Source organism: Nonomuraea sp. MTCD27 (assembly GCF_041950495.1).
Classification (GTDB): domain Bacteria; phylum Actinomycetota; class Actinomycetes; order Streptosporangiales; family Streptosporangiaceae; genus Nonomuraea.
The window spans coordinates 113,376-139,125 of the sequence record NZ_JBGNUW010000026.1; the positions used below are offsets into that span (position 1 = coordinate 113,376).

A 25,750-nucleotide genomic window follows, 5' to 3' on the forward strand; every position below is an offset into this window, starting at 1 on the left:
CAGTGCGCGCAGGTCGGTGCGCCCAGTTAGTGAGTCCAGTTGGCGAGTCCAATCAGTGAGCCCAGTTGGCGCGCGCGGTCGGTCGTCGTCGGCTGGGCGCCGACGGCCCTTCCGCGCGCGGTGACAGTGCTCGGCGGCGGTCCGGGGACCGTTGTCCGCGGGCGCGTCGTTCAGTGCCGGATGTCCGGCGAACCTCTGTCGGTGGGCGCCGGCCAGCCGGCCTGGCCGTCGGGGGGCGCCGGCCAGTCGGACTGGCTGTCACTGGGCGGCGGCCAGCCGGCCTGGACGCGGTGGTGCTTGCCGTTGGGCTCCGGCAGCTGCTTGGCGGCGCGGCGGTGCTTGACGGCCTCGACGATGATCGGGATCAGCGAGATGAACACGATCACGAAGACGCCCGGCAGGATGTACTTGTCGATCTGCTTGGGGTCGACCTGGCCGCCGAGGAAGTGGCCGAGCAGGATGAGGCCCTCGACCCAGACGATGCCGCCGACGACGTTCCACAGGAAGAAACGCTTGGGGCTCATCTCCAGCACGCCGGCGACTGGATTCATGAACGTACGGACGATCGGCACGAACCTGGCCAGAATCACCGCCTTGGCGGGACCGAACTTCTCGAAGAACTCCTCGGCCCTGAGCACGTGTTCCCTCTTGAACAACCGCGAATCCGGTTTGTCGAAGAGTTTGCGACCGAATCTCGCCCCGAGGAAATGCCCGAGTTGGGCACCGGCGATCGCGCACAGCGGCGTGCCGATCAGCAGGACGGGGAGCGAGAGCGGGGCGATGCCCATTCCCGCGGCCACCGACGCCGAGCTGAAAATCCCCGCGGCCACCAGCAGTGAGTCACCGGGCAAGAAGAACCCGAGCAGCAGACCCGTTTCGGCGAAGATGATCGCGAGAACGCCGATGGTGGCGAAAGCGCCGAGAATCGTGAGCCACCACGTCGGGTCGAGGAGATTCCAAAGCCAGTCCACGCGCAGAGCCTACCCGTAGCGGGCATGCTCGACATGACCATCAAGCACGCGTTGTCTCTACCACAGCGGGTAGTGAGCCGGGATACTGGGCCCTGGCGCGAAGCCGTAACTTCTCAGGGAGATGAATCATGCCTATTGCGACTCCAGAGGTCTACGCTGAGATGCTCGACCGGGCGAAGGCCGGCGGATTCGCCTACCCGGCGATCAACGTGACGTCCTCGCAGACGCTGAACGCCGCCCTGCGCGGCTTCGCCGAGGCCGAGAGCGACGGCATCGTGCAGGTCTCCACCGGCGGTGCCGAGTTCCTCTCGGGCGCCACGGTCAAGGACATGGTCACGGGCGCGACGGCGCTGGCCGAGTACGCGAGGGTGGTGGCCGCCAAATATCCGGTCACGATCGCGCTGCACACCGACCACTGCCCGAAGGACAAGCTCGACGGCTTCATGCGGCCGTTGATCGACATCTCCCTGGAGCGGGTCGCCAAGGGCCTCGACCCGCTCTTCCAGTCGCACATGTGGGACGGCTCGGCCGTACCGCTCGAGGAGAACCTGGAGATCGCCAAGGAGCTCATCGAGAAGTGCGCCAGGGCGCGGATCATCATGGAGATGGAGATCGGCGTGGTCGGCGGCGAGGAGGACGGCGTCGTCGGCGAGATCAACGAGAAGCTCTACACGACCGCCGAGGACGCGCTGGCCACGGCCGAGGCCGTGGGCATCGGCGACAAGGGCCGCTACATGCTGGCCGCCACGTTCGGCAACGTGCACGGCGTCTACAAGCCGGGTCACGTGAAGCTGCGGCCGAGCGTGCTGAAGGAGATCCAGGACGCGGTGGGCGCCAAGTACGGCAGGGACAAGCCGTTCGACCTGGTCTTCCACGGCGGCTCCGGCTCGCTGCTCGACGAGATCCACGAGGCCATCTCCTACGGCGTCGTCAAGATGAACGTCGACACCGACACCCAGTACGCCTTCACCCGCCCGATCGCGGAGCACATGTTCAAGAACTACGACGGCGTGCTCAAGGTGGACGGCGACGTGGGCAACAAGAAGACCTACGACCCGCGCTCCTACGGCAAGGCCGCGGAGGCCGGGATGGCCGCCCGCGTCGTGGAGGCGTGCCAGAGCCTCAAGAGCGCTGGGACGAAGATCTCCTAGCCACTTCGGCGGCCCGGCGGGTATGACTTGTCCTATGGATAACCTTCTCGCCGGGCCGCCCCCGACTCACCTGCCGGACCTGCCCGAGGCCAGGGAGGCGCTCGAAGCCGGGGCCAAGGCCGCCGACGTGGCCGCCCGTTTCCCCGCCTACCCGACGGCGTGGGCCGTGCTCGCGGAGGAATACTTCGCCCAGGGGCACGCCGTGACCTCCTACGCCTTCGCCCGTACCGGCTACCACCGGGGGCTCGACCAGCTGCGGCGCAGCGGCTGGAAGGGGCACGGGCCCATCCCGTGGGAGCACGAGCCGAACCGCGGGTTCCTGCGCTGCCTCTACTCGCTGTCCAGGGCCGCCCAGGCGATCGGCGAGAAGGACGAGGCCGAGCGGTGCCTGCAGTTCCTCAAGGACAGCACGGAATCGGGCTACGACGCGCTGACCAAGGGCTAGCCCTTGGGACGAATAGGCACGTTCGGGTAGTCTCTCTACGCAAGAGCCCCTGTCGCGCTTGCGTCAGGGGTTTTCGTTTTGTGCTCGGGAGACTGAACCATGCCGGCTGCCGTTCTCGTTGGTGCCCAGTGGGGCGATGAGGGCAAGGGCAAGGCCACCGACCTGCTCGGTGGCGACGTCGACTACGTCGTCCGCTATCAGGGGGGCAACAACGCGGGACACACCGTGGTCATCGGTGATCAGAAATACGCGCTGCACCTGCTCCCCACGGGGATCCTGTCGCCGGAGGTGGTGCCGGTCATCGGCAACGGCGTGGTGATCGACCCGGGCGTGCTGCTCAGCGAGATCGACGGGCTGGCCGCGCGGGGCATCTCCGCCGAACGCCTGCTGATCTCGTCGAACGCGCACCTGATCATGCCGCACCACAAGGCCCTCGACAAGGTGACCGAACGCTACCTGGGCAAGGCCAGGATCGGCACCACGGGCCGCGGCATCGGGCCCGCGTACGGCGACAAGATCGCCCGTATGGGCGTGCGCGTGCAGGACCTGCTCGACCCCGGCATCCTGGCGAAGAAGATCGAGGTCGCGCTGACCGAGAAGAACCAGGTGCTGACCAAGGTCTACAACCGGCGCGGGATCGACCCCGCGGCGGTCCTGGACGAGTATCTGGCCTACGCCGAGCGCCTCAAGCCGCACATCGCCGACACCTCGCTGGTGCTGGCGAAGGCGCTGGACGACGACAAGTTCGTGCTGCTGGAGGGCGGGCAGGGGACGCTGCTCGACATCGACCACGGCACCTACCCGTTCGTGACGTCGTCGTCGCCCACGGCGGGCGGCGCGTGCGCGGGGGCCGGCATCCCGCCGAACCGGCTCACGAAGATCATCGGGATCCTGAAGGCGTACACCACCCGTGTCGGTTCGGGCCCGTTCCCGACCGAGCTGACGGACGAGATGGGCGAGTGGCTGCGCCAGACCGGCGGCGAGTACGGCGTCACGACCGGCCGCAACCGGCGCTGCGGCTGGTTCGACGCGGTGATCGCCCGCTACGCCACCCGCATCAACGGCATCACCGACTACTTCCTGACCAAGCTCGACGTGCTGTCCGGCCTGGAGCGGATCCCGGTGTGCGTGGCCTACGAGGTCGACGGCGTGCGTCACGACGAGATCCCCATGACGCAGACCGACTTCCACCACGCCAAGCCGATCTACGAGGAGTTCCCCGGCTGGCGGGAGGACATCTCCAGCGCCAAGTCGTTCGAGGACCTGCCGCCGAACGCGCAGGCGTACGTGCGGACGCTGGAGGAGATGAGCGGGGCGCCGATCTCGGCCATCGGCGTCGGCCCGGGCCGCGACCAGACCATCGTGGTGCGCCCGCTGGTCTAGAGGCCACCGGGGTCAAGAGGTCAGGACGGCCGCCGTCATCGGGGTGTGCAGGGTCCAGCCCAGCGTCTCGTACAGGGCCTGGCCCTGGGCGGTGGCCACCAGGACGCCTGTGCGCGCCCCCATCGAGGCGGCCCCGGCCGCGATCGTCCTCATGACGACCGTGCCGAGGCCGCGGCGGCGGTGGTTGCCCGCCGTCTCGACCTGGTCCACGACCGCCGTCCGGCCCGCGACCGCGTACTGTCCCCGCGCCGCGACCTCACCCGCCGCCGTGAGCAGCCGCACCGCCGTGACGCCCGAGCGGGTGGTGACGGCCAGGGTGTAGCCGGACGGTGCCCCGGCGGCGGCTGCCGAGCCGGCTGACGTGACGGCTGCCGGGGCGACTGTTGTGGCGGCTGTTGTGGCGGCGCGGGTGAGGGGCGCGGTCATCATGAACTCCGGGTCCTGGACGGCCCAGCGCGGCGGCAGCAGCGGCGCGACGGCCTCGGGCGGCGCGCACAGCTTGAGCCAGGTGCCCGGGGTGGTGAGCGTGGCCGTCAGGTGGTGAAGGGTCTCGGGGGTCGGTGCGGCCACGACGTGGCGGGCCACGTGGCCGGGCAGGCCGACGTCCACGCGCAGGCCCCAGGGCTCGCGTACGGGGCTGGGGGCGTTGCGGGAGATGACCCATCCTTCGACCCATGCCCGAACTGTTGCGGAATGGGCCGTTTTGAGAACCTCCGTCATAGAGAACAGCCTATTGTCTGGCTGGAACCACACGACCGGGCGTAGCAGGATAAAAAGGACACGGCGTGGCACCGCCTAGACGTGCCTCCCGCCAGGTAGGGTCCCGGTTGTGCGCGTTGAGATTCATGGTCACCGAGGGGCTCGCGGCCTCTGGCCGGAGAACACCCTGCCGGGGATGAGCCGCACGATGGAGCTCGGCGTGCACGCGCTCGAGCTCGACGTCGCGCTCACCGCCGACCGCCGACTCGTGCTCACGCACGATCTCACGGTCTCCGCCGTGACGAGCGCCGACAGGCGGCCGCTGCACGCCGGCGACCCGCTCTACCCGTATGTCGGCAAGCCGATCAACGCGCTGACCCTGGCGCAGCTGCGCACGCTCGACGTGGGCGTGCGGCTGCCGCGGCACCCCGACGACCCGTTCGCGCTGACGCAGGTGCCCATGCCCGAGACCCGGATGCCGACGCTCGGCGCCGTGCTCGGGCTGGTGAACGCCTACGAGGCGGAGGTCGTTCGGCTGCACGTCGAGCTGAAGTCCGACCCGACGCGGCCGGAGCTCACGGCCGATCCCCGGCTCTTCACCGAGCTGGTCGTCGAGGAGCTCGACCGGCACGGCCGGCTCGGCAACGTGGCCATCCTCAGCTTCGACTGGCGCGTCATCACGCACGCCGCCGAGCTGGCCCCCGGCACGCGGCGCTTCGCGCTGATCGAGCTGGACACCCTGCACTGGAACGAGGGTGTGGACGACGACGTGCCCGCCGCGGCGCGCGACGCCGGGGCGACCACGCTCTCGCCCGAGCACGTCATGGTGGACGAGGCGCTGATGGCGCAGGCGGCGGCCGCCGGGCTCGACGTGGCGGTGTGGACCGTCAACGAGCCCGGGCTCGCGGCCAGGATGCTGGACTTGGGGGCGGCGGGGATCGTCACCGACTACCCCGACAGGATGCGGGAGCTGTGGCGGGAGCGGGGGCTGGACCTGCCCGAGCCGGTCGGCCCGCTCAGGCCCGTGGGGGTCTAGAGCCGGGCTAGAGCCAGCCGTTGCGGCGGAAGCCACGATGCAGCAGGACACAGGCCGTGACCATGACGGCCAGCACCGCCGGATAGCCCCAGACCTGCTTGGTCTCCGGCATGAAGTCGAAGTTCATGCCGTAGATGCCGGCGATCATCGTGGGCACGGCCAGGATGGCCACCCAGGACGAGATCTTGCGCATGTCCTCGTTGGCCAGGGCGTTCGAGCGGGCCAGCGCAGCCTGCAGTATCGAGCTGCACAGCTCGTTGGAGGACTCGACCTGCTCGCACACGCGCGACAGGTGGTCGCCGACGTCACGGAAATACTCGCGCATCTCCGAGGGGATGACGCGGCGCTGGGGCAGCGCGGACAGCGGGGCCTGCAGCGGCATGATCCCCCGCTTCATCTCCAGCATCTCCCGCTTGAGCTGGTAGATCCGGTTGATGTCGCGGGAGCTGACGTCCGCGAACACCGTCGCCTCGACCTCTTCCAGCTCCAGCTGCATGAGGTCGGCCACCTGCAGGTACTGGTCGACCACGTGGTCGGAGATGGCGTGCAGTACACCCGCGGGGCCGCGGTTCATCAGCTTGGGCTTGTCCTCGAGGCGCTCGCGGACCACGGTGAGGGGGCAGTGCTCGCCGTGCCGCACGGTCACCACGAAGTCCACGCCGAGGAACACCATGATCTCGCCGGTGGCGATGATCTCGCTGTTGGCGGTCAGCTCGTCGTGGTCGAGGTAGGCGATGGTCTTGAGCACCATGAACAGCGACTCGCCGTACCGCTCGACCTTGGGCCGCTGGTGGGCCTTGACGGCGTCCTCGACGGCCAGCGGGTGCAGGCCGAAGACCTCGGAGAGCCACTCCACCTCGGGGGCCTCCGGCTCGTGCAGGCCGACCCAGACGAAGGCGTTGGCGCCGTCGGAGGTCCTGTTGTGCTCGCGTACGAGGTCGAGCGCCTCGGTGATGCCCGACGCGGAGACCTTCTTACCGAGGACGTAGGCGCCGAACTCGACTATGGAGTCCACGGGCGGCACGCAGATCTCACGCACCGGCTTCGGGAGCGAGTGCGCGGCGCGCGGCTGCACAGGGTGACGGTTGATGCGACGGAAAAGCGTGGACGAGCGCATGGCAGTCCCTTTCCGCCCGACCTGGCACGCTCCACGCGCGACGAAAAGTCACCTCAATCAACACGCAAACGTGGAGGCACGATCAGGCTGCCGGATTGGAGTGGTCGGGGGTACGCAGGCCGTACGTGTGGAAGCACGTACTGCTGGGATCACCAGGATTCATCCCGGACCACCTCCAATCACAAGGGACGCCGCAAAGCCGCCCTAACTTACCACAGGCGGGTGAACCTTTCCGACCATACTCGTCCGGCGGCCTCCGGCTCAGGTAGAACTCCACAAAGTTTCCTGCCTGTTCCGGCATTTGGTGTCCTGGCCACCTGCGCCTGCGCCAGGCGGCGGGCCTGCGACAATGGAGCGCGTGCGCGTTCTAGTCATTGGTTCCGGAGGGCGTGAGCACGCCCTGTGCCGGTCACTCAGCCTCGATCCCCAGGTCAGCGAGCTCCACTGTGCGCCAGGCAACCCTGGCATAGAGGAGGTCGCGACCACCCACCCCGTCGACCCCCTCGACCCCGGCGAGGTGGCCGGGCTGGCCGAGCGGCTGCGGGTCGACCTCGTGGTGGTGGGTCCCGAGGCGCCCCTCGTGGCGGGGGTGAGCGACGCGGTGCGCGAGGCGGGCTTCGCCTGCTTCGGGCCGTCCCGCGACGCGGCCATGATCGAGGGGTCCAAGGCGTTCGCCAAGGAGATCATGCGGGCCGCCGACGTGCCGACCGCGCGGGCCAGGACGTGCGAGACCGAGGAGGAGGCCGCGGCGGCGCTCGACGAGTTCGGGGCGCCCTACGTGGTCAAGGACGACGGGCTGGCCGCGGGCAAGGGCGTCGTCGTCACCGAGGACCGGGAGCAGGCGCTCGCGCACGCGCGGGCGTGCGATCGGGTGGTGATCGAGGAGTTCCTCGACGGGCCCGAGGTGTCGCTGTTCGCGCTGTGCGACGGGAGCACCGCCGTGCCGCTGCAGCTGGCGCAGGACTTCAAGCGGGCCTACGACGGCGACGAGGGGCCCAACACCGGCGGCATGGGCTCCTACACGCCGCTCCCGTGGGCGCCCGAAGGGCTGACCGAGCAGGTCATGCGGGAGGTCGTGCACCCGACGATCGGGGAGCTGGCGCGGCGCGGGCTGCCGTACCAGGGGGTGCTCTACGTGGGGCTGGCCCTGACGACGAAGGGGCCGAAGGTCATCGAGTTCAACGCGCGGTTCGGTGACCCGGAGACGCAGGTGCTGCTCGACCGGCTGGAGACGCCGCTGGGCGGGCTGCTGATGGCCAGCGCGACCGGTGAGCTGGGGCTCGACCCGGTGTTCAAGGGCGGCTCGGCCGTGTGCGTGGTGATCGCCTCGGAGGGCTATCCGGAGTCGCCGGTCAAGGGTGACGTGATCACCGGGCTGCAGGAGACCGAGCACGCCTACGTGCTGCACGCCGGCACGAAGCGAGCCGGCGACGACGTGGTGTCCAGCGGCGGGCGGGTGCTCAGCGTGATCGGGCACGGGCCCGACCAGGAGAGCGCGCGCCGGGCGGCCTACGACCTCGCCGGCCGGATCGAGCTGCGCGGCTCCCACTACAGGACGGACATCGCCCCATGAAGCACGTTCACTCCGGCAAGGTCCGGGATCTGTACGAGACCGACGAGGGCCTGCTGCTCATGGTCGCCTCCGACCGGATCTCGGCCTTCGACTACGTCATGGAGCCTGACATCCCCGACAAGGGGGCCATCCTCACGCAGATGTCGCTGTGGTGGTTCGACCAGCTCAAGGACATCGTGCCCAACCACATCGTGGCGCGCGGCGACGACTCCCGCAGCGTGCTGTGCAAGCCGCTGCGGATGGTCCAGGTCGAGTGCGTGGCCAGGGGTTACCTGGCGGGCGGCGGGCTGAACGAATACCGCGCCGACGGCACGGTGTCCGGGGTCGCGCTGCCTCCGGGGCTGGAGGACGGGTCGCGGCTGCCCGAGCCGATCTTCACGCCGTCCTCCAAGGCGCCGGCGGGGCAGCACGACGAGCCGATCTCGTACGAGCAGGTCGTGGCCGAGGTCGGCGCGGAGACCGCGGCGGAGCTGCGGCGGATCACGCTGGCCGTCTACACGCGCGGCGCGGAGATCGCCCGCGAGCGGGGCATCATCCTGGCCGACACGAAAATCGAGCTGGGCTGGGACGCCGACGGCGTGCTGACGCTGGGGGACGAGGTGCTCACGCCCGACTCGTCGCGTTTCTGGCCGTCCGACGAATGGCAGCCGGGCCGTTCACAGACTTCTTTTGACAAGCAATTTGTACGCGATTGGTTGTTGTCGCCCGAATCCGGATGGGACAAATCCTCCGGAAACCCCCCACCTCGGCTTCCCGACGAGGTGGTCGAGCGCACCAGGCAGCGATACCTAGAAGCGTATGAGCGCGTCACGGGGGTTCCCTTTAGCGGATGATTCGGCTGGGTCATGTGGTGTGAGCGACTACTGTTGGCCCGATCGAGCCTCACCGTTGATTTCAAGGAGCCGCACGAATGGTCCGTTACCGCGTGCGCGGTGGCAACGCACTGCGTGGAACCGCGTTCATCCAGGGCGCGAAGAACGCCGTGCTGCCCATGATCGGTGCGGCTCTGCTCGCCCCGAAGGGCCGCACCGTCCTGCGCAACGTGCCGATCATCGAAGACGTCCGCCGCGCGGTCGAGCTGGCCGAGGCGGTCGGGGCGTACGTCGAGCTGCACGAGTCCGAGCGCACGCTGGTCATCGACGCCTCCAGGGTGAACAGCCCCGTGCTGCCCGCCGAGATCGCCAGGCGGTTCCGCGGTTCGGTCCTGTTCACCCCCGCGCTGCTGCACCGCCTCGGCGAGGCGATCGTGGAAGGGGTCGGCGGCTGCAACCTCGGCAGCCGCAACCTCGACTTCCACTACCTCGGCTACAAGCGGCTGGGCGCGATCGTGGACGAGGGCGAGACCGTCATCCACGTCAAGGCGTCCGGGCTGACCGGCGCCACGCTCTATCTCGACACCCCGTCCCACACCGGCACCGAGAACCTCATCATGGCCGCCGCCCTGGCCAAGGGCACCACCGTGATCGAGAACGCGGCGCTGGAGCCCGAGGTGCTCGACGTCATCGACATGCTCACCAAGATGGGCGCGCGCATCAGCGGCGGCGGCACCGGTTTCATCACCGTGGAAGGCGTCGAGGAGCTGCACGCGGTCGAGCACACGGTGATGCCCGACCGGCTAGACGCGGGCGTGTTCGCGATGGCGGCGGCGATCACCGGGGGCGAGGTCAGCCTCGTGGGCACCGGCCTCGACCTGGGCGTCGTCCGCTACAAGCTGGAGCAGATGGGCGTCGAGTTCCACCGCCAGGGCGCGGTGCTGCACGTGCGCTGCGAGGGCCCGCTGCGGCCGATCAACATCATCACCGACACCTATCCCGGGTTCGCCACCGACCTGCAGTCGCCGATGATGACCGTCGCGGCGCTCGCCGACGGCACCAGCTACATCCACGAGCGCATCTTCGACGGCCGGTTCGCGCTGGCCGGCGAGCTGAACAAGATGGGCGCGAACGTGGAGGTGGACGACAGCCGGGCGATCGTACGCGGCCGCACGCCGCTCACCGGCACCGAGGTGACGGCCCACGATCTTCGCTCGGGGATCGCGCTCGTGCTCGCCGGACTGGCGGCCGAAGGCGAGACCGTGATCGACTCGGGATACCTCATCGATCGCGGCCACGCGCATCTCGCCGCTCGAATGCGCGCGCTCGGCGCGGACATTACACGAGAGATTTCCGAGCGCTAAAAAACGCGAAGAATCCCGCGTTGAGCTGCTAAGACATCTTGTCGGGCGGTCAACCAGAACGGCTTTCCGGAAAAGTCGGGCGTGACATTACGGCCCCCGCGAGCGATCGTTCCAAAAGAGAGCACTGCAACGGACGGCAGGATGGGACGAACATTGGTCGAGAGGGCCGAAGAAACTCCCCGAGTGTCACGCCCGGGCGCCATGACACCGGACCTCACCATCGGCGTGGTCGGACCCCACGACCTGGTCGAGCGAGTCATGCTGATGGGTCACGCCGCGGCACCGCTGCCGTGTCGCTTGGTGGCGGCCGCCTACCGCGATGAGCAGGAGGCGCCCGACAAGGTGACGAGGCTCGGTCCCGGTGTCGACGCATGCCTGTTCGCCAGCCCGGTTCCCTATGACCTGGCCAGGCGTTCCGGCGTGCTGACGATGCCCGCGACGTACGTGCAGCTCGGTGGAGCAGCACTGGTGGCGGCGTTGGCCAAGGCCGCGCTGGACACCCGCATGGATCCCCAGAAGGTCAGCATCGACGTGGTCAGCAGGGCCGATGTCGAGGAGGCGTACACCGACCTCGGCATCCCCGCCGCGGACGTGCACAGCCGCGACGAGCCGGGAGCCACCGGCACGATCGCGGCCTACCACGAACGCCTGGCCCGTCAGGGTGCGACCACGGGGGCTCTGACGTGCCTGCCCGCGGTGGCCGAACGCCTGCATGCCGCGGGCGTACCGGTCATCAGGATCAGGCCGACCTCGGGGGCGGTCCGTACGGCGCTGCACACAGCGGCGCTGCTCGGGGCGCACCACCGGCTGGAGGAGTCACAGCTCACCGTGGTGCTGGTGGAGGTGCCGACGCTGCGCGAACCCGTGCGCCGCGCCGCGCCCCGCTACTGGCGCGACGAGCTGCGGCTGTCGCTGCACCGGCTCCTGGTCCAGGAGGCGAACCGGATCAACGCCACCGTCTGGCCCATCGACGATCACAGCTACCTGGTGACGGCCACCAGGGGCTCGATCGCGGCGGCGACAGACGGGTTCCGGGTGTTGCCGTTCGCGGCCAGGATCAGGGACGAGCTGGGGCTGGCGGTCGAGGTCGGTGTGGGGATGGGGCGCACGACGCACGACGCCGAGTCGCACGCCAGGGCCGCACTCGCCCGCACGCAGGCGGGCAAGCAGGCACAGGGATTCGCGGTGGACCGCGAGGGCCGGGCGCTCATCCCGGCTCCGCGCATGCCGCCCACCGGGGCCACCGCCCTCAAGCCGAAGGGGGTGGAGGTGCTGGCCCGGCTGGCGGCCAAGCTCGAAGGAGGCGACACGGTCGTCGACGCGGAGGGCGCGGGCAAGATGCTCGGGGTCACACCGCGTACGGCCCGGCGGTTGCTGCGCACGCTGGTTGACGAGGGACTCGCGTGGCCGCTACCGCCGAACCGTACGCCTCAGCCCGGGCGACCACGGCAGCTCTACCGGCTGATCGTGGAGAAGCTCGGACCCCGCTGACCTGGCGGGGAAGGGACAGGCCCGCCGTGCTCGGCGCGGCGGGTCTGCCTCGGCGTGACGCTGGCATTGACCGAAGGTGTCAGCTTCGCGAACTTGAGCATTGACTCTTGTGAACTAATTGGTTGACCCGTGTAGATGGGGGTATGTTCACGGACGCCCCCGATCGATGGGATTCGGACGGGGGCACCAAATTTTCCGGCGCCGGTTCTCCGCCTGGGGTGCGTTGAGAGATGGCGTTCTTGATGAACGGTTCCCGTGGGTTCCAGGCCGTTTCGAGCAGCCGGACCGCGTTCTTGGTACTGATCGATCGGGTTTCGGGCTGATTCGCGGGATATAGCGGGTTGTGTCCCCGGTGGAGAAGGGGGCTACGCGGGGCTGTAGGGGTACAGGAAGCGTCTTTCACGCAATGGTGGAGCTCCGGGTCAGCAGGCGCAGGCGATGCCGGATGTCGGGGCCGTGAGCGCGTCCACCTGGTGGCGGGTGACGCCCGACGCGGTCTCCACCGGGAACCCCTCCCTGGCCCAGTACTCGAAGCCGCCGATCATCTCCTTGACCCGGTAACCCAGCCTGGCGAACTCCAGGGCGGCCCGGGTCGCGCCGTTGCAGCCGGGACCCCAGCAGTACGTGACGACCATGGCGTCCCCGGGGACCATCGTGGCGGCCCTGGCCGCGATCTCGGCGGTCGGGAGGTGTACGGCGCCCTGGACGTGACCCTGGTCCCAGCTCTCCCGGCTGCGCGAGTCGACGACGACCAGACCCGGGGTGGCGGCGGCCAGGTCGGCGGCCACGTCGGAGACGTCGGTCTCGAAGGACAGGCGGGCGGCGAAGTGCGCGACGGCGGCGGCGGAGCCGGCGGCCGGGGCCGACATGACGGCGGAAGGGTGTGACATATCAGGCGTCTCCTTGAACGTCGGGATGACCGGCGGAAATCACCGGCGGGATGACCGGCGGGATGCTGAGCATCCTGCCAAGCACGCCCGTCGACCCGACAGTGGCGCGAAAGCCGCCTATCGCTAATATCCCGCCACATCTCGAAGTCTGATACCCGCAGGCTTTTGTCGGAGTCGCCCGGTAAGGTCATGAGCCATGAGTGCAAACGCTACTGACAATCGTTCCCCTCTGTTGGTCTGGGGCGCTCTGGCGATCGTCTATGTGGTGTGGGGCTCGACGTACCTCGGCATCAGGATCGCCATCGAGACCATGCCGCCACTGTTGCACGGCGCGTTCCGGTTCGTCACAGCCGCCCTGCTGCTCGCCGGTTTCCTGCTGATCAAGAAGGGGACGGCGGCGTTCCGGATGTCGCCGCGCCAGTTCGGTGGCGCCGCGCTCGTCGGGTTGCTGCTGCTGACCGGCGGGAACGGCATGGTCGCCGTGGCCGAGCAGCACATCTCCAGCGGCCTGGCCGCGCTGCTCGTGGCGTCGGTGCCGCTGTGGCTGGTGATCTTCAGGATCGCCGTCAGGGACCGGCCCGCCGTGCTGACGCTGGCCGGGGTGCTGGTCGGGTTCGGCGGGGTGGCGGCCTTGTCGCTGAACGGCGGGGGCGAGAGCGCCGGCACGACCGGCATCGTGGTGATCCTGGTGGCCTCGCTGTCGTGGTCGATCGGCTCGTTCCTGTCGGCGCGGATCCCGATGCCGCCCAACGTGTGGGCGGCCAGCACCGTCGAGATGCTGGTCGGCGGGGCCGGGCTGGCCCTGGTCGGCACCACGATCGGGGAGCGGGTCGACCTGGCCGCCATCTCGGGGCGGTCGTGGGCGGCGCTGGCGTACCTGGTGCTGGTGGGCTCGCTGGTCGGGTTCACCGCGTACACGTGGTTGCTGGGCAACGCGCCGATCTCGCTGGTGTCGACGTACGCGTACGTCAACCCGGTCGTGGCCGTGCTGCTCGGCGTGCTCGTGGTGAACGAGCACGTGACGGTGCAGATCATCCTCGGCGGGCTGGTGATCCTGGTCGGCGTCGCCCTGGTGGTGTCAACCGAGCGACGCGCGAAGTCCAGGGCTCCCGTCCCTGAAGAGGTCACGGTCTCCTAAATAGCCCTCCGCTCCCCTCCCGCCGCACGTCCTTCCAGGAGGGACGCGGCGGGGAGCGGGTCTAGCGGGGGAACTCCTTGGCGGCGGCCAGGAAGGCGTCGTTGGCCTCGGGTGAGCCGATCGACACGCGTACGCCCTCCGGTGAGAACGGCCGGACCGCCACGCCCTCCATGGCGCAGGCGGCGGCGAAGTCGAGGGTGCGCTCGCCGAGCCTGAGCCAGACGAAGTTCGCCTCGGTCGGCGGCACCGTCCAGCCCTGGGCGATGAGCGCCTCGCGGACGCGGGTGCGCTCCTTGACCACCCGCTCGACCCGCTCCAGCAGCTCGTCCTCGGCCTTCAGCGAGGCGATGGCCGCGACCTGGGCGAGGTGGTTGACCGCGAACGGGACGATCGTCTTGCGGACGGCGGTCGCCACCGGCTCGGGCGCGATCAGGTAGCCGACGCGCAGGCCCGCCAGCCCGTACGCCTTGGAGAAGGTGCGCAGGACGCAGACGTTGGGCCGGTCGCGGTAGAGGGTGAGGCCGTCGGGGACGTCCTCGTCGCGCACGTATTCGCGGTAGGCCTCGTCCAGCACCACCAGCACGTCCTCGGGCACCCGCGCCAGGAACGCCTCCAGCGCCCCCCGCCGGACGGCGGTGCTCGTGGGGTTGTTCGGGTTGCACACGAACACCATGCGGGTGCGGTCGGTGATCGCGTCGGCCATGGCGTCGAGGTCGTGGTCCTCGCCTGCCAGGGGCACCATGACCGACTTCACGCCGGCCAGGTCGGCGAGCAGCGGGTAGGCCTCGAAGGACCGCCAGGCGTAGACGACCTCGGCCCCCGGCTCCCCCACCGCCTCGAACAGCTGCTGCGCCACCGTGACCGACCCGGCCCCGAGCGCGACGTGCTCGGCCGGCACGCCGAAGCGCCCCGCGATGGCCTCGGTGAGCTGGACGGCGCCGGGGTCGGGGTAGCGGTTGATCTGCCGCGCGCCCTCGGCGATGGCCTCGACCACGGAGGGCAGCGGGTCGTACGGGGATTCGTTGGACGACAGCTTGTACGACCGCCCGTCGGGGCCGGCGACCGCCTTGCCCGGCTTGTAGGCAGCCATGGTGTCCAGGATCTGGCGGAAACGAGGCATGCCATCACCTTAGAAGGCGCGGCGGGGTGAAGCATCACCCGGGAGCCCGCGCGGAGCTCACTTCCAGAACGTGACCTCGGGGTAGGCGGCGGAGGGCCCGTCCAGCAGCGGCTGGGCGCGGTCGCGCAGGTGCCGGTCCATGAAGGCGGCCACGTACGCCCGGGTGACCTCCAGGTCCCTGGCCGACCGCCTGGTCAGCAGCGGGTAGTCCGTGAAGGAGACGTGGTCACCGCCCTCCAGCGTGAGCCAGCGCTTCCAGTCCGTCATGCGCGCCCAGTCGCGGCCCCAGGTGAAGTCCTGGCCGCCCGGCTCGTGCACCTTGCCCGCGCCCATCACCATGAACGGCCGAGCCAGCCCCTGCTCGGGGACGGGTACGAAGAAGGTGCCGTCCATGTTGACCCCGGCCCGCACGCGCGAATCCTGCAGCATCGTCCACGACGTGCCGGCGCCGCCGAGCGAGTGACCGGCCATGCCGACGCGCGAGCGGTCGATGAGCCGGGCGTCCTGCCACACCGGGTGCCGCCCGAGCAACCGGTCGAGCACGAACGACACGTCCGCCTGCCGCCCCTTGACCGCCTTGGCGCCGAACGCCCACGGGTCGGCCTCCTGCTCCGCGCAGGCGGCGCAACCGGCCAGCCGGTCCCCGGGCAGGCTCGTGCCGTACGACTCGTGGACGTGGTCGATGCCGGCGACCACGTAACCCCGGCTGGCCAGCTCCTCGGCGAGGCCGGTCAGCGACGAGCGCGACATCGTGAACCCGGGCGAGAGCACGACCAGCGGCAGCGAGCCCTTGCGCCCGGCCGGGCGGGCCCCGGTGACGGCGTGGGTCCTGGTGCCGCTGACCGCCTCCGCCGGGACGCCGGTCACGTTCTGGCCCTCCAGCAGGGCCGCGGCCTCCTCGCGGGTCATGTACGGAGCGGCCGGGCCGGTCCCCTTCCTCGCCGGGTACCACAGCGAGACCATGAGCTCCCTGGCCTTCGCCGCGGGCACCCAGGGGTCGGGGCGGTCACGGTCCACCAGGTGCAGGCTGACCGTACCCACGGGCCGGGACCCGGTCGGCGCGGGGAGCGCCAGGGCCTGGGCGGGGGCGGGTTCGGTGCGTGCCTGGGCCGGTGCGGTCGTGAGGAGGGCGAGCAGGCCGGCGACGCCGACGGCGTACATGATCTTGGATTTCATGCCGCCCATGCTCTCGGCACCCGCCCGGGTCCCGCCTCGGTCGAACGTCCAGCGTTCGTGTGCGACTTTCGGACAACCGGGTCCGACTGGGGTCGGAATGACATGATCAGCGACGTGAGCACCGACGTGTGGGACCCCTTCGGCACGCTTCGCCGGGTGTTGTGGATCGGTGGCGGGCAGTGGGCCGGGAAGTCCACCGTCGCCCGGCTGCTGGCCGTACGGTACGGGCTGACCGCCTACCACTACGACTACCACGACGCCCGCGGCCACAACGACCGCCGGATCGCCCGTCGCGTCGCGCTCGGCCGGCCACCCGAAGGCCCGGACCTCGAACAGGTCTGGGTGGACACCACTCCGGCGGACATGGCCGAGGAGACGCTGGCCGGCTTCCCCGTCCGGTTCGAATGGGCCCTGGACGATCTGCGCGCCCTGGTCTCCGGGCGGCCCGTCATCGCCGAGGGCTGGGGGCTGCGCCCCGAGCTGGTGGCCCAGATCGCCGGCTCGCTCGGGCAGATGGTCGTCATGGTGCCCGCCCCGGCCTTCCGCGACCGCCAGCTCCGCGAGCTCTCCCGGACCGCCTTCGGCCATGAGGTCAGCGACCCGGCCCGGGCCCAGCGCAACCGGCTGGAGCGGGACCGTCTCGTCGCCGAGGACGCCGTCCGCTCCGCCCGCCGCCTGGGCATCCGGGTGATCGAGGTGGACGGCTCCCAGGACGCCGCCACCGTGGCCGACCTCGTGGCCGACCACTTCAGGCCCTACCTGCCCCCGCCGGAGGTCCACGACGGCATGTCATGATCCCTCCGTGGACCGGACGTGGACGCGTGGCCGCCTACCTGCGCGGGCAGAGCGCGCGGGACGGCCCGCGCCGGAGGTCGTACGGCTGCCCGGGCTCCTCTCTCACCGTGGCTAGGGTGGTGCGGTGACAACTCAGGTGATCGTGCTGAATGGCGGGTCGAGCTCGGGCAAGTCGGGAATCCTGCGCTGCCTGCAGGCCGTCCTGCCGGACCCGTGGCTGGCCGCCGCGATCGACGCGTTCGTCGACTCGCTGCCCGCGTCCATGCGGAACTCGGACAGTGGGATCGAGTTCGCCCCGGACGGCGGGGTGAACGTCGGTCCGGAGTTCCGGACGCTGCAGAAGGCGTGGATGGAGGGCACCGCCGCGATGGTCCGCGCGGGCGCCCGGGTGATCATCGATGACGTCTTCCTCGGTGGTGCGCACTCCCAGGAGGGGTGGCAGAAGGTGCTCGCCGGGCTGGACGTGCTGTGGGTCGGCGTCCGGTGCGACGGGGCGGTGGCGGCGGGCCGCGAGATCGCCCGGGGCGACCGGGTCGCCGGGATGGCCGAGTCGCAGGCCGAGCTGGTGCACCGGGACGTGTTCTACGACGTGGAGGTGGACACCACGGACACCGAGTCCCTGGAGTGCGCGCGGATCATCGCCGACCGGGTCACTCCTTGAGGCTGCGGAGCATGGGCGGGTGGAGCAGCTCGGCCGGGCCCCGGCAGTAGAGCTTGGCCGGGCGCCCGCCGTCCCGCGTCGTCGTGCCGCCGGTCTCCAGCAGGAAGCCCTCGGCCTTGGTGACCTTCCGGTGGAAGTTGCGCGGGTCCAGCGGCCGGCCCCACACGATCTCGTAGACCCGGCGCAGATCGGCCACCGTGAACTCCGGGGGGCAGAAGGCCGCGCCGAGCGAGGTGTACTCCAGCTTCGCCCTCGCCCGCTCGATCCCGTCCAGCATGATGCGCCGGTGGTCGAAGGCCATGGCGGCGAGCGCGCCGATCGGCTGCCAGCTCATGTGGGCCTTCTCCGAGGCCGGCAGGTCGGGGGCGAGGCCGAGGTAGGCGACGCTGAGCACGCGCTGCCTGGGGTCGCGGTCGGGGTAGCCGTACGTCTGGAGCTGCTCCAGGTGCACCGGCGCGCCCGGGAGGCCGGCCCGCTCGCCGAGGATGCGGTGGGCGGCGGCCGGGAGGTCCTCGTCGAGCTGGATGAACCCGCCGGGCAGCGACCAGCGGCGCAGGAACGGCGGGTTGTCGCGCCGCCAGACGAGGGCGCACAACGCCTGGTTGCGTACGGTGAGCACGACCAGGTCGACACTGACCGGGACGCTCGGGACCATGGAGGGCACGTTACACGCAGTCGTACGCGCCCAGCGAACCTACGTGACGATGCGTACGTGGAGCGGCTCCGTCGTCGCCTTCCCCGAAGGCACCTTGACGCCGATCCTGACCCATTCCCCCGCCGGCACCTGGCTCCAGTCGAACGGCACCCACGCCGTCGCCATCCCCTCCGGCAGCTCCTCCTCGATCGGAGCCTCGTCCAGCGAGCCCACGGCCGACACCACCATCTCCTGGGTGCCCCCCGACCACTGGACGGTCACGGTGCCGTCCTTGAGGTTGTAGCCGCGCACCTCCAGCCCGTCCTGGACGTCGCGCGGCCGCCGGATCGCGTCCACCGCGATCGGCCGTTGCCAGTCCTGGGATATCTCCGTTTCGAGCGACGGCTGCCCACATGTCATGAAGTCGCTCCACATGTAGGAAACGATCTTCTGAACGTAACGGCCGGCCATCGTCACCGCCTGGTCCAGGCGCTCCTTGTCCGTCTTGCCGCGCGTGCCCTGCGGCGCGCAGGGCTCCTTGCCCGACGGCTCGAACGCCTCCACGTTCGCCCAGAGCTGCACCTGATGGCCGGCTTCGAGCATCTCCTGCCGGGCCGCCGCCATCTCGCGGTAGTAGTCGCGCGTGGACCCGTGGTACGCCGTGTCGTACGTCGACTCGCCCACCACCGGCCGCAGCCGCTCGTCCACCTCGCTCTCACGCTCGTCCGGCCAGAACAGGCCGACCTTGCCCGTCCCCCGGCTGTCCTGCGGCGCGATGATCCCCACCCCGGTCTTCACCAGGGCCTTGAACCCCTCCGCCACCTGCTTCGGCGTCTGCCCGAACGCCACCCGCTTGCGCGCGTCGAGGTACGGGCTGATCAGGATGGGCTTGCCGGGCAACTCCTGCTCGACGATCGTGTGCTGGTCGGCGTACACCTCCAGCGTCGGGTTCGTGGCCAGCGTGGCGGCCATCTGGACCTCGAACGGCTGGTAGACGCCGCCGAGCGACTCCCGTTCGGCGAAGCGCACGCCGTAGTCCTGAAGGATGCGCCGCGTCAGCGTGGTCAGCGTGCCGAGGTGGCGCCGCTCGGCCCTGATCGGGGTCTTGGAGTCGCGCGGGGCCAGCGGCAGCGCCGGGAAGACCCGCATGCCGAACTGGTCGCCCAGGTCGAGCAGCTCGCTCAGGCTGTCCTTGTTCGAGCCGGCCACCAGGATCATGTCGTACGACGTGGCCTTCCTGGTGAAGTCGCAGGTGGCGTCGTCGGAGCCGTCGGCCTGGGTGATGAGCCGGTAGTAGATCCGGTTGCCGGCCTCGATGGGGTGCTCCATCTCGGGGCACCGGAACAGGTTGGGGCCGAACGACTCGTCGGTCCGGTAGACGTACGTGCGGCCGATCCGGTTGCCGGGATGGGCCGCGCGCAGGTCCCGCTCGGCGGCGTCGTGGCAGGTGAGGCCATCCTCCTCGCACGCCTTGTAGAGCGGGTCGAGGGTGCCGTCCTTGCCCAGGATCTCCCCGTCCTCGGAGACGGTGCGGAACTGCAGGCCGTAGCCGATCCTGATGATCGTGTCGCCGCCGACGCGGTGGATCTCCTGGAGCTGCTTGCGCCAGGTGCAGGGGTTGGACTTGGGGGTGATCCAGTAGCCGGTGACCGCGTAGGGGGCCGCCTCGCCGGTGTCGAACGTTCCACAGGGATCGGTGAACTCGCTGACCTTCGGCGTCGGCTCGGTGCTCGACGGCTTCGGCACGGGCGACTTGACGGCCACCGGGCCGGAGTCGCCGGAGGGCAGCACGATGATCACCGTCGCGGCTATGGCCAGGATGGCCGCGCCCACGACCAGAAAGAGCCAGCGCACGTTCAGGAACCTACCCGCCCTCGAGAATTACGGCTTGACCCCGGCCCAGGACTCCAGCTGTGAGACGAACCGCTTGGCCGAGTTGGGCCAGTGGTGGTTCGCGCGGGCGGCGGCATAACCGCGCGCGCCCTGCGCCCGCCGCTCGCGTACGTCGTCCCGCAGGGTCAGCACGGCCTGCGCGACCGCCTTGGGGTCCTCCCAGGGCACCACGACGCCGCTGTCATAACGCTCCACCAGCTCGACCGCCCGCGGCGACGGGGTCGTGATGACCGGGATGCCGTGCGCCATGTACTCGACGATCTTCGTGGGCATCGAATGCCGGTAGTTCGGCTCGTCGTGCAGCAGCGACAACCCCGCCAGCGCGCCGTCGAGCCGCTTGAGCGCCTCGTCGTTGGGCATGAAGTCGCGCCACTCCAGCAGGCCCTCGGTGACGGCCTGGTTGAGCATGGGGCGACTCTGCGGGTCGGCGTACCCGATCAGCTCCACCGCCACCCGGTACGGCTGCAGCAGCTTGGCCACCTCGACCGCCTCGTACACGCCGCGGGCCCTGGACAGCCACCCCAGATAGACCACCCGGTCGTCGCCGGGCGGCGTCACGGAGTCGGGCACCCAGGTCTCGTTCGGCACGATCAGGTGGGCGTCCTTGAACCTGCCCGCGTACGCCGTCTCGGCCAGCAGCAGGTGCATGTGCCGCTCGGCGGTGCCCTCCAGCATGCGTGCCAGGAAGCGCGCCGGCGGCCGCAGCGGCGCCGGGAGCCACGGCTTGAGCGACAGCGTGGCGGGGGTGTCCTCGTGCACGTCCCAGACCACGGGGGGCCTGTTGCGCACGCCCCACACGGCGAACAGCAGCTCGGGGTCGTGGATGAGGACGAGGTCGACCTTGTCGCGCATGCGCTTGAACAGCCGGCGCGCGGCCCACACCGCGGCCACCCGCTTGCGCTGGGCGGCGCGCGGAAGGTCCACGCCGGTGACCCAAGGTCTGGGGACGACGCCGTGCGCGGTGAACGAGGCGGCGTACGTGACCTCATGACCGGCATCCACAAGGGCACGGATCTGCCGATGCAGGATCCTCGCGTCCTCGGGGTTATGCACCACCGTCATGACGAGCACGTGCACTGCGCGCAGCCCTCCGTCGCTACAGCCGCTCGACGCGTTCACCCTCGGCGAGCACGCCTCGGGTGTCCAGCACGAGCCTGGCCTTCGCCTCGACCATGCCGAGGTCGAACGCGGCGTGCTGCTGCATGAGCAGCGTCACGTCCGCGTTGATCACTGCCTCGGCCAGATCCTCTTCACGCGGCACCGGGGTGCCGTCTACCGCCCACTCCTTGACGTACGGGTCCGCGAACGAGAGCTCGGCACCCAGCTCCAGCAACGCACGCGCCACCGGCAGGGCCGGAGTCTCACGCTCGTCTGCGATATCCGGTTTGTAGGTGACGCCGAGCATAACCACTCTGGCGCCGTTTACGGGCTTCTTATGCCTGTTCAGCAGTCGCTGCACGCGGGCCACCACGTACGACGGCATCCGCTCGTTGATCTCCTGTGCCAGCTCCACGAACCGGAACGGGTAGCCGAGCTTGCGCACCGTGTACGACAGGTACGAGGGGTCGACGGGGATGCAGTGCCCGCCCACGCCCGGACCCGGCAGGAACTTCTGGAAGCCGAACGGCTTGGTGGCCGCCGCCTCGATGGCCTCCCACAGGTCGATCCCCAGCTCGTCGCAGAAGATCGCCATCTCGTTGACGAGGGCGATGTTGACGTGCCGGTAGGTGTTCTCCAGCAGCTTGGCCATCTCGGCCTCGCGGGTGCCGCTGACGGGCACCACCTGCTCGATGAACTGACCGTAGAACGCCGTCGCCCGGTCGCGGCAGGTCGGCGTGTAGCCGCCCACCACCTTGGGGGTGTTGCGCAGGCCGAACTTGGGGTTGCCCGGGTCGATGCGCTCGGGCGAGAAGGCCAGGTGGAAGCCGTCGCCCGCGACCAGCCCCGAGCTCTCCAGCAGCGGCCTGGCCACCTCGTCGGTGGTGCCGGGCCACGTGGTGGACTCGAGGACGACGAGCGTGCCCTTGCTGAGGTTGCGGGCGACGGTCCTGGTCGCCCCCTCCACCGCGGACAGGTCCGGGCGGTGGTCCTCGTCCAGCGGGGTCGGCACGCATATGACGATCGTGTTGCTCCTGGCCAGCACGGTCTCGTCGAGCGTGGCGCTGAACCCGTTGGCCAGCATGTGCTCGAGGTCGGCGTCGGTCAGGTCGTCGATGTAGGACTGCCCGGAGTTGAGCGCGTCGACCTTGGCGGAGTCGACGTCCACGCCCACCACCCGCAGGCCGGCGGCCACCGCCTCCTTGGCGAGCGGCATGCCGACGTAGCCCAGACCGATGACAGCCAAGTCGATTTCTGTCACAGCTGTGCCTTTGGGAGCCGGAAACAACACTTCATGGTCGCAAAGGTTATCTCAAGTCCACCTAGCTCACGCCTAATGCGACCGAACCCGTCAGAAGAGACAGCCAACGTGAAGGTCATCATTCGGCAAGCGATCGGTATAGAGCTTGATAAGTCTCGGCAACGCGGCTCCACGTGCGCTTGGCAGCCACTTCCGCCCGTCCTGCCTCACCCATCTCAGCACGCCTGGCCGGGTCCTCACGGAGCCCGGCGATCGCCTTGGCCAGCTCGCCCGGGTCGCCCGGTGGCACCAGCAGCCCGGCGCCGTCGGAGCCCACGAGCTCGGACAGCGCGGGCAGATCGCTGAGCACGACGGGCTTGCCGAGCGCCATCGCCTCGACGGGTTTCAATGGCGTAACAAGTCGGCAGACGCGCAGGTCCTCCCGCGGGCAGGCGAAGATGTCGATGGCGTCCTGCGCCTGCAGCGCCTCGTCGGGGCCGACCCGGCCGGGCAGGACGGCGTCCTTCAGGCCCAGCTCGTCGACCAGCGCCAGGAGGTTGTCGCGCTCGGTGCCGTCGCCGACGATGAGCACGCGTACGGGGGTGCCGTCGTCGCGCAGCAGCGCCGCGGCCCGCAGCAGGGTGGCGAAGCCCTCGTAGGCCACGATGCTGGACACCGAGCCGACGACGATCTCGCCGTCGGCGATGCCGTACCGGTGCCGGAAGGAGGCCCCGTCGTAGTGGACCGACAGCAGCGAGTCGTCCACCGCGTTGGGCGCCAGGTGGATCTTCTCCCTGGGCACCCCGCGCTCGACGATCTCGGTGGCCATCGTCTCGGCCAGCGTGACTACCGCGTCCGCCTCGCGCATGAGGAACGCCTCGCGATCGCGCTGGAGCACGTGACGCTGGCTGCCGATGCGGATCGGGTCGCGCGAGGCCCAGGTCTCCTCCAGGAAGCCGCGCACCTCGTAGACGAACGGCGTGCCCGTCCTGTCGCGCACGGCGTGCGCGATGGAGCCGTTGCGGTGGTCGGTGGCGGCGTGCACGATCTGCGGCCGCAGCTGCGTCACCAGCTCGGTGACCCGGTCGGCGCCCCTGATGATGCGCCCCTGGGTCTCGAACGGCATCTCGCCGTGGCCGTCCGGCAGCAGCCGGTGGTAGGGGATGCCGTCGATCTCCTCGTACGGCGCCGCGTCCGCGTGCCCCTGCAACATCGGCCAGCCCCAGCTCGTGACCACGTGCGGGTCGATCCCGGCGGCCTTCTGCGAGGTGACGATGCGGTGGGTGCGGACGGTGTAGCCGGCCTGCGTGTACGGCAGCGCGTTCGTGACCACGTGCAGGACCCGGTTCTGGACCCGCTCCAGGATGGCCACCTTGGGCCCCGGCGGGATCGGGTCGGGACTGATCGCGGCCAGCTCGCCCCGGTAGTAGGCGGCCCTGCGCTTGACGAACGGGTATTTGGTGTGGGCCTCGAGCACGGCGGCGGCCTCGCTGACCCGGCCGGCGTCCCAGTGTTCCTTGGCCTCGTTCCACGGCCCCTTGACCACGCGCATGCCGAACTTGCGCACGATGCGCCGGGCCCGGCGCGCGGCCGGCCAGGCCACGCTGCCCACGATGGGACGCAGCCGGGGCGGGAGCGCGTCGGCGGCGGCCTGGGCCACCCGGACAGGGTCGGACTTGACCTTTGTCGCGACGACGCGGGAAACGATGATCGGGTGCTGGACGAAGCCCTTGAGAAGTCCACCGACGCCGGCACGGGCGGACTTCGCGGAGACCCCGTCAGATCTACGGGAGGAGTCTTGACGACTGGCGTCGGATGCCACGCAGGGACCGTACCATAGGCAGCGTTTTTTCCCTTCCGCTATGAAAGGCGAGGTCAATGAGGGAGAACCCCCTGGTCCTGCACGTATTGGGTGCTCGTCCCAATTTCGTGAAAGCGGCCCCGGTGGTGCGGGCACTCGGCGAGCTCGGTGTGCGGCAGGGCATCATCCACACTGGTCAGCACTATGACGCACTGATGTCCGACGTCTTCTTCGCCGATCTGGGCCTGCCCGAGCCGGTGGCGAACCTGGGGGTCGGCTCCGGCAGCCACGCCAAGCAGACGGCGGCCCTGCTCGTCGGCCTGGAGGAGGTCGTCCAGGAGCAGGAGCCCGACCTGGTCGTGGTGTACGGCGACGTCAACTCCACGCTGGCGGCGATCCTGGTCTGCGCCAAGCTCGGCGTGCCCACCGCGCACGTGGAGGCGGGGCTGCGCTCGTTCGACCGCGGCATGCCGGAGGAGGTCAACCGGGTCGTCACCGACGCGCTGGCCGACCTGCTCTTCGCCACCTCGCCGGAGGCGCTGGCGTTCCTGGCGAACGAGGGCGTGCCCGCGTCCAAGGTGCACCTGGTGGGCAACCCCATGATCGACAGCCTCTTCTCGGCGCTGCCGGCGCTGGACCCGGCGCCCGTGGTGGCGCGGCTGGGCCTGCCCGAGCGCTACGCGGTGGCCACCCTGCACCGCCCGGCGAACGTGGACACCCCCGAGGCCGCCAAGGAGCTGGTCGACGCGGTGCTGGAGGTCTCCCGGCAGATCCCGATCGTGGTGCCGATCCACCCGCGCGGCAAGGCGCGGCTGGCCGAGGCCGGTCTCGTGGACGGCGGTCCGGTCCGGGTTGTGGACCCGCTGGGCTATGTGGACTTCCTCTCACTCGTACGCGGTGCCGCGCTGGTCGTCACGGACTCCGGCGGCGTCCAGGAGGAGACCACCATGCTGGGCGTCCCCTGCCTGACCGTCAGGCCCAACACCGAGCGGCCGATCACGATCACGCACGGCACGAACCGCCTGGTCACCCCGGCCCTGCTGCCCGCCGCGGCGGAGAAGGCGCTGGCCGACGGAGCCGCCACGCCGGCCGGTGAGCTGCCGGTGCTCTGGGACGGCAAGGCCGGGCCGCGGATCGCCACGGTGATCGCCGCCTGGCTGAAGGGCGACAACCTGGCACCTGCCTCTCATGGCAAACGCCCCGAATAGCGGCCGTAACCGCCGTACTATGACATACCTCCGCTGAGCGATAGGCGTACCACC

Annotated in this window: 23 protein-coding genes; 12 read left to right on the forward strand and 11 right to left on the reverse strand. The window is 70.0% G+C overall.

Going from position 1 to position 25,750, the window contains the following annotated elements:
* Positions 1-170: 170 nt before the first annotated feature.
* Positions 171-971, reverse strand: a complete 801-nt coding sequence (locus ACBJ59_RS51475) for a DedA family protein (RefSeq protein WP_375117316.1) — start codon at positions 969-971, stop codon at positions 171-173.
* Between the two features lie 128 nt (positions 972-1,099).
* Here ACBJ59_RS51475 and fbaA point away from each other — a divergent pair, with 128 nt between their 5' ends.
* The 3 genes from fbaA to ACBJ59_RS51490 all read left to right on the forward strand — a co-directional run bounded on the left by fbaA (position 1,100) and on the right by ACBJ59_RS51490 (position 3,950).
* Entirely contained in the window at positions 1,100-2,122 is a 1,023-nt protein-coding gene (fbaA, locus tag ACBJ59_RS51480; protein WP_375117317.1) for a class II fructose-bisphosphate aldolase, read from the forward strand.
* 34 nt (positions 2,123-2,156) lie between these two features.
* Positions 2,157-2,567: a DUF3151 domain-containing protein gene (locus ACBJ59_RS51485; RefSeq protein ID WP_364111088.1), complete on the forward strand. Its 411-nt coding sequence runs from the start codon at positions 2,157-2,159 to the stop codon at positions 2,565-2,567.
* Positions 2,568-2,666: 99 nt separating this feature from the next.
* A complete protein-coding gene (locus ACBJ59_RS51490) occupies positions 2,667-3,950 on the forward strand; it encodes an adenylosuccinate synthase (protein WP_375117318.1) in 1,284 nt (427 codons plus the stop codon).
* 12 nt (positions 3,951-3,962) lie between these two features.
* Here the strand turns inward: ACBJ59_RS51490 and ACBJ59_RS51495 are convergent, their stop codons facing one another.
* Positions 3,963-4,670 (reverse strand): GNAT family N-acetyltransferase, encoded by a 708-nt coding sequence (locus ACBJ59_RS51495; protein WP_375117319.1) that lies wholly within the window; start codon positions 4,668-4,670, stop codon positions 3,963-3,965.
* Positions 4,671-4,779: 109 nt separating this feature from the next.
* Here ACBJ59_RS51495 and ACBJ59_RS51500 point away from each other — a divergent pair, with 109 nt between their 5' ends.
* A complete protein-coding gene (locus tag ACBJ59_RS51500; RefSeq protein ID WP_375117320.1) occupies positions 4,780-5,685 on the forward strand; it encodes a glycerophosphodiester phosphodiesterase family protein in 906 nt (301 codons plus the stop codon).
* A gap of 7 nt (positions 5,686-5,692) precedes the next feature.
* Here ACBJ59_RS51500 and corA read toward each other — a convergent pair whose 3' ends face one another.
* Positions 5,693-6,760 carry a magnesium/cobalt transporter CorA gene (gene corA / locus ACBJ59_RS51505; RefSeq protein ID WP_375117321.1) on the reverse strand — a complete coding sequence of 356 codons (1,068 nt, stop codon included), beginning with the start codon at positions 6,758-6,760 and terminating at the stop codon, positions 5,693-5,695.
* 400 nt (positions 6,761-7,160) lie between these two features.
* Here corA and purD point away from each other — a divergent pair, with 400 nt between their 5' ends.
* From purD to ACBJ59_RS51525, 4 genes are all read left to right on the forward strand, one after another.
* Positions 7,161-8,375, forward strand: coding sequence for a phosphoribosylamine--glycine ligase (gene purD, locus ACBJ59_RS51510; protein WP_375117322.1), 1,215 nt, complete (start codon positions 7,161-7,163; stop codon positions 8,373-8,375).
* A complete protein-coding gene (locus tag ACBJ59_RS51515) occupies positions 8,372-9,208 on the forward strand; it encodes a phosphoribosylaminoimidazolesuccinocarboxamide synthase (RefSeq protein WP_375117323.1) in 837 nt (278 codons plus the stop codon). Before purD ends, ACBJ59_RS51515 begins: the two co-directional genes overlap by 4 nt.
* 77 nt (positions 9,209-9,285) lie before the next feature.
* Positions 9,286-10,551, forward strand: a complete 1,266-nt coding sequence (gene murA / locus ACBJ59_RS51520) for a UDP-N-acetylglucosamine 1-carboxyvinyltransferase (protein WP_375117324.1) — start codon at positions 9,286-9,288, stop codon at positions 10,549-10,551.
* A gap of 201 nt (positions 10,552-10,752) precedes the next feature.
* Positions 10,753-12,042 carry a GTP cyclohydrolase IIa gene (locus ACBJ59_RS51525; RefSeq protein ID WP_364111104.1) on the forward strand — a complete coding sequence of 430 codons (1,290 nt, stop codon included), beginning with the start codon at positions 10,753-10,755 and terminating at the stop codon, positions 12,040-12,042.
* Positions 12,043-12,464: 422 nt separating this feature from the next.
* Here the strand turns inward: ACBJ59_RS51525 and ACBJ59_RS51530 are convergent, their stop codons facing one another.
* On the reverse strand, positions 12,465-12,932 hold the full coding sequence (locus ACBJ59_RS51530) for a rhodanese-like domain-containing protein (RefSeq protein ID WP_375117325.1): 468 nt from the start codon (positions 12,930-12,932) through the stop codon (positions 12,465-12,467).
* Positions 12,933-13,164: 232 nt separating this feature from the next.
* On the opposite strand from ACBJ59_RS51530, the gene ACBJ59_RS51535 reads away from it, so the two are divergent.
* The gene (locus ACBJ59_RS51535) at positions 13,165-14,070 is read left to right on the forward strand and encodes an EamA family transporter (protein ID WP_375117326.1); all 906 of its coding nucleotides are present in this window, start codon (positions 13,165-13,167) and stop codon (positions 14,068-14,070) included.
* A gap of 61 nt (positions 14,071-14,131) precedes the next feature.
* Here ACBJ59_RS51535 and hisC read toward each other — a convergent pair whose 3' ends face one another.
* Together hisC and ACBJ59_RS51545 are read right to left on the reverse strand one after the other, a co-directional pair.
* On the reverse strand, positions 14,132-15,190 hold the full coding sequence (hisC, locus tag ACBJ59_RS51540) for a histidinol-phosphate transaminase (RefSeq protein WP_375117327.1): 1,059 nt from the start codon (positions 15,188-15,190) through the stop codon (positions 14,132-14,134).
* A 57-nt stretch (positions 15,191-15,247) separates the two neighbouring features.
* Positions 15,248-16,366, reverse strand: a complete 1,119-nt coding sequence (locus ACBJ59_RS51545; protein WP_375117328.1) for an alpha/beta hydrolase family protein — start codon at positions 16,364-16,366, stop codon at positions 15,248-15,250.
* Between the two features lie 114 nt (positions 16,367-16,480).
* Here ACBJ59_RS51545 and ACBJ59_RS51550 point away from each other — a divergent pair, with 114 nt between their 5' ends.
* Positions 16,481-17,161, forward strand: coding sequence for a hypothetical protein (locus ACBJ59_RS51550; protein WP_375117329.1), 681 nt, complete (start codon positions 16,481-16,483; stop codon positions 17,159-17,161).
* A gap of 124 nt (positions 17,162-17,285) precedes the next feature.
* Positions 17,286-17,822, forward strand: a complete 537-nt coding sequence (cpt, locus tag ACBJ59_RS51555) for a chloramphenicol phosphotransferase CPT (protein ID WP_375117330.1) — start codon at positions 17,286-17,288, stop codon at positions 17,820-17,822.
* On the opposite strand, the gene ACBJ59_RS51560 is transcribed toward cpt, so the two are convergent.
* The 5 genes from ACBJ59_RS51560 to ACBJ59_RS51580 all read right to left on the reverse strand — a co-directional run bounded on the left by ACBJ59_RS51560 (position 17,812) and on the right by ACBJ59_RS51580 (position 24,509).
* Complete coding sequence (locus tag ACBJ59_RS51560; RefSeq protein ID WP_364111118.1) at positions 17,812-18,477, reverse strand: NUDIX domain-containing protein; 666 nt, start codon at positions 18,475-18,477, stop codon at positions 17,812-17,814. The two genes, cpt and ACBJ59_RS51560, sit on opposite strands and share 11 nt — an antisense overlap.
* A 39-nt stretch (positions 18,478-18,516) precedes the next feature.
* Complete coding sequence (locus ACBJ59_RS51565; protein ID WP_375117331.1) at positions 18,517-20,310, reverse strand: DUF4434 domain-containing protein; 1,794 nt, start codon at positions 20,308-20,310, stop codon at positions 18,517-18,519.
* Between the two features lie 27 nt (positions 20,311-20,337).
* Positions 20,338-21,426 carry a glycosyltransferase gene (locus ACBJ59_RS51570; RefSeq protein WP_364111122.1) on the reverse strand — a complete coding sequence of 363 codons (1,089 nt, stop codon included), beginning with the start codon at positions 21,424-21,426 and terminating at the stop codon, positions 20,338-20,340.
* 19 nt (positions 21,427-21,445) lie between these two features.
* Entirely contained in the window at positions 21,446-22,693 is a 1,248-nt protein-coding gene (locus tag ACBJ59_RS51575; protein WP_375117332.1) for a nucleotide sugar dehydrogenase, read from the reverse strand.
* Positions 22,694-22,826: 133 nt separating this feature from the next.
* Positions 22,827-24,509, reverse strand: coding sequence for a glycosyltransferase family 4 protein (locus tag ACBJ59_RS51580; RefSeq protein ID WP_375117333.1), 1,683 nt, complete (start codon positions 24,507-24,509; stop codon positions 22,827-22,829).
* Between the two features lie 56 nt (positions 24,510-24,565).
* Here ACBJ59_RS51580 and wecB point away from each other — a divergent pair, with 56 nt between their 5' ends.
* Positions 24,566-25,696: a non-hydrolyzing UDP-N-acetylglucosamine 2-epimerase gene (gene wecB / locus ACBJ59_RS51585; protein ID WP_364111128.1), complete on the forward strand. Its 1,131-nt coding sequence runs from the start codon at positions 24,566-24,568 to the stop codon at positions 25,694-25,696.
* Positions 25,697-25,750 lie beyond the last annotated feature (54 nt).

Bases quoted from the DNA above. Each gene is read 5' to 3' on its own strand.
- fbaA (WP_375117317.1), top strand. From the start codon at position 1,100: ATGCCTATTGCGACTCCAGAGGTCTACGCTGAGATGCTCGACCGGGCG.
- ACBJ59_RS51485 (WP_364111088.1), top strand. From the start codon at position 2,157: ATGGATAACCTTCTCGCCGGGCCGCCCCCGACTCACCTGCCGGACCTG.
- ACBJ59_RS51490 (WP_375117318.1), top strand. From the start codon at position 2,667: ATGCCGGCTGCCGTTCTCGTTGGTGCCCAGTGGGGCGATGAGGGCAAG.
- ACBJ59_RS51495 (WP_375117319.1), bottom strand. From the start codon at position 4,670: ATGACGGAGGTTCTCAAAACGGCCCATTCCGCAACAGTTCGGGCATGG.
- ACBJ59_RS51515 (WP_375117323.1), top strand. From the start codon at position 8,372: ATGAAGCACGTTCACTCCGGCAAGGTCCGGGATCTGTACGAGACCGAC.
- murA (WP_375117324.1), top strand. From the start codon at position 9,286: ATGGTCCGTTACCGCGTGCGCGGTGGCAACGCACTGCGTGGAACCGCG.
- ACBJ59_RS51525 (WP_364111104.1), top strand. From the start codon at position 10,753: ATGACACCGGACCTCACCATCGGCGTGGTCGGACCCCACGACCTGGTC.
- ACBJ59_RS51530 (WP_375117325.1), bottom strand. From the start codon at position 12,932: ATGTCACACCCTTCCGCCGTCATGTCGGCCCCGGCCGCCGGCTCCGCC.
- hisC (WP_375117327.1), bottom strand. From the start codon at position 15,190: ATGCCTCGTTTCCGCCAGATCCTGGACACCATGGCTGCCTACAAGCCG.
- ACBJ59_RS51545 (WP_375117328.1), bottom strand. From the start codon at position 16,366: ATGAAATCCAAGATCATGTACGCCGTCGGCGTCGCCGGCCTGCTCGCC.
- ACBJ59_RS51560 (WP_364111118.1), bottom strand. From the start codon at position 18,477: ATGGTCCCGAGCGTCCCGGTCAGTGTCGACCTGGTCGTGCTCACCGTA.
- wecB (WP_364111128.1), top strand. From the start codon at position 24,566: ATGAGGGAGAACCCCCTGGTCCTGCACGTATTGGGTGCTCGTCCCAAT.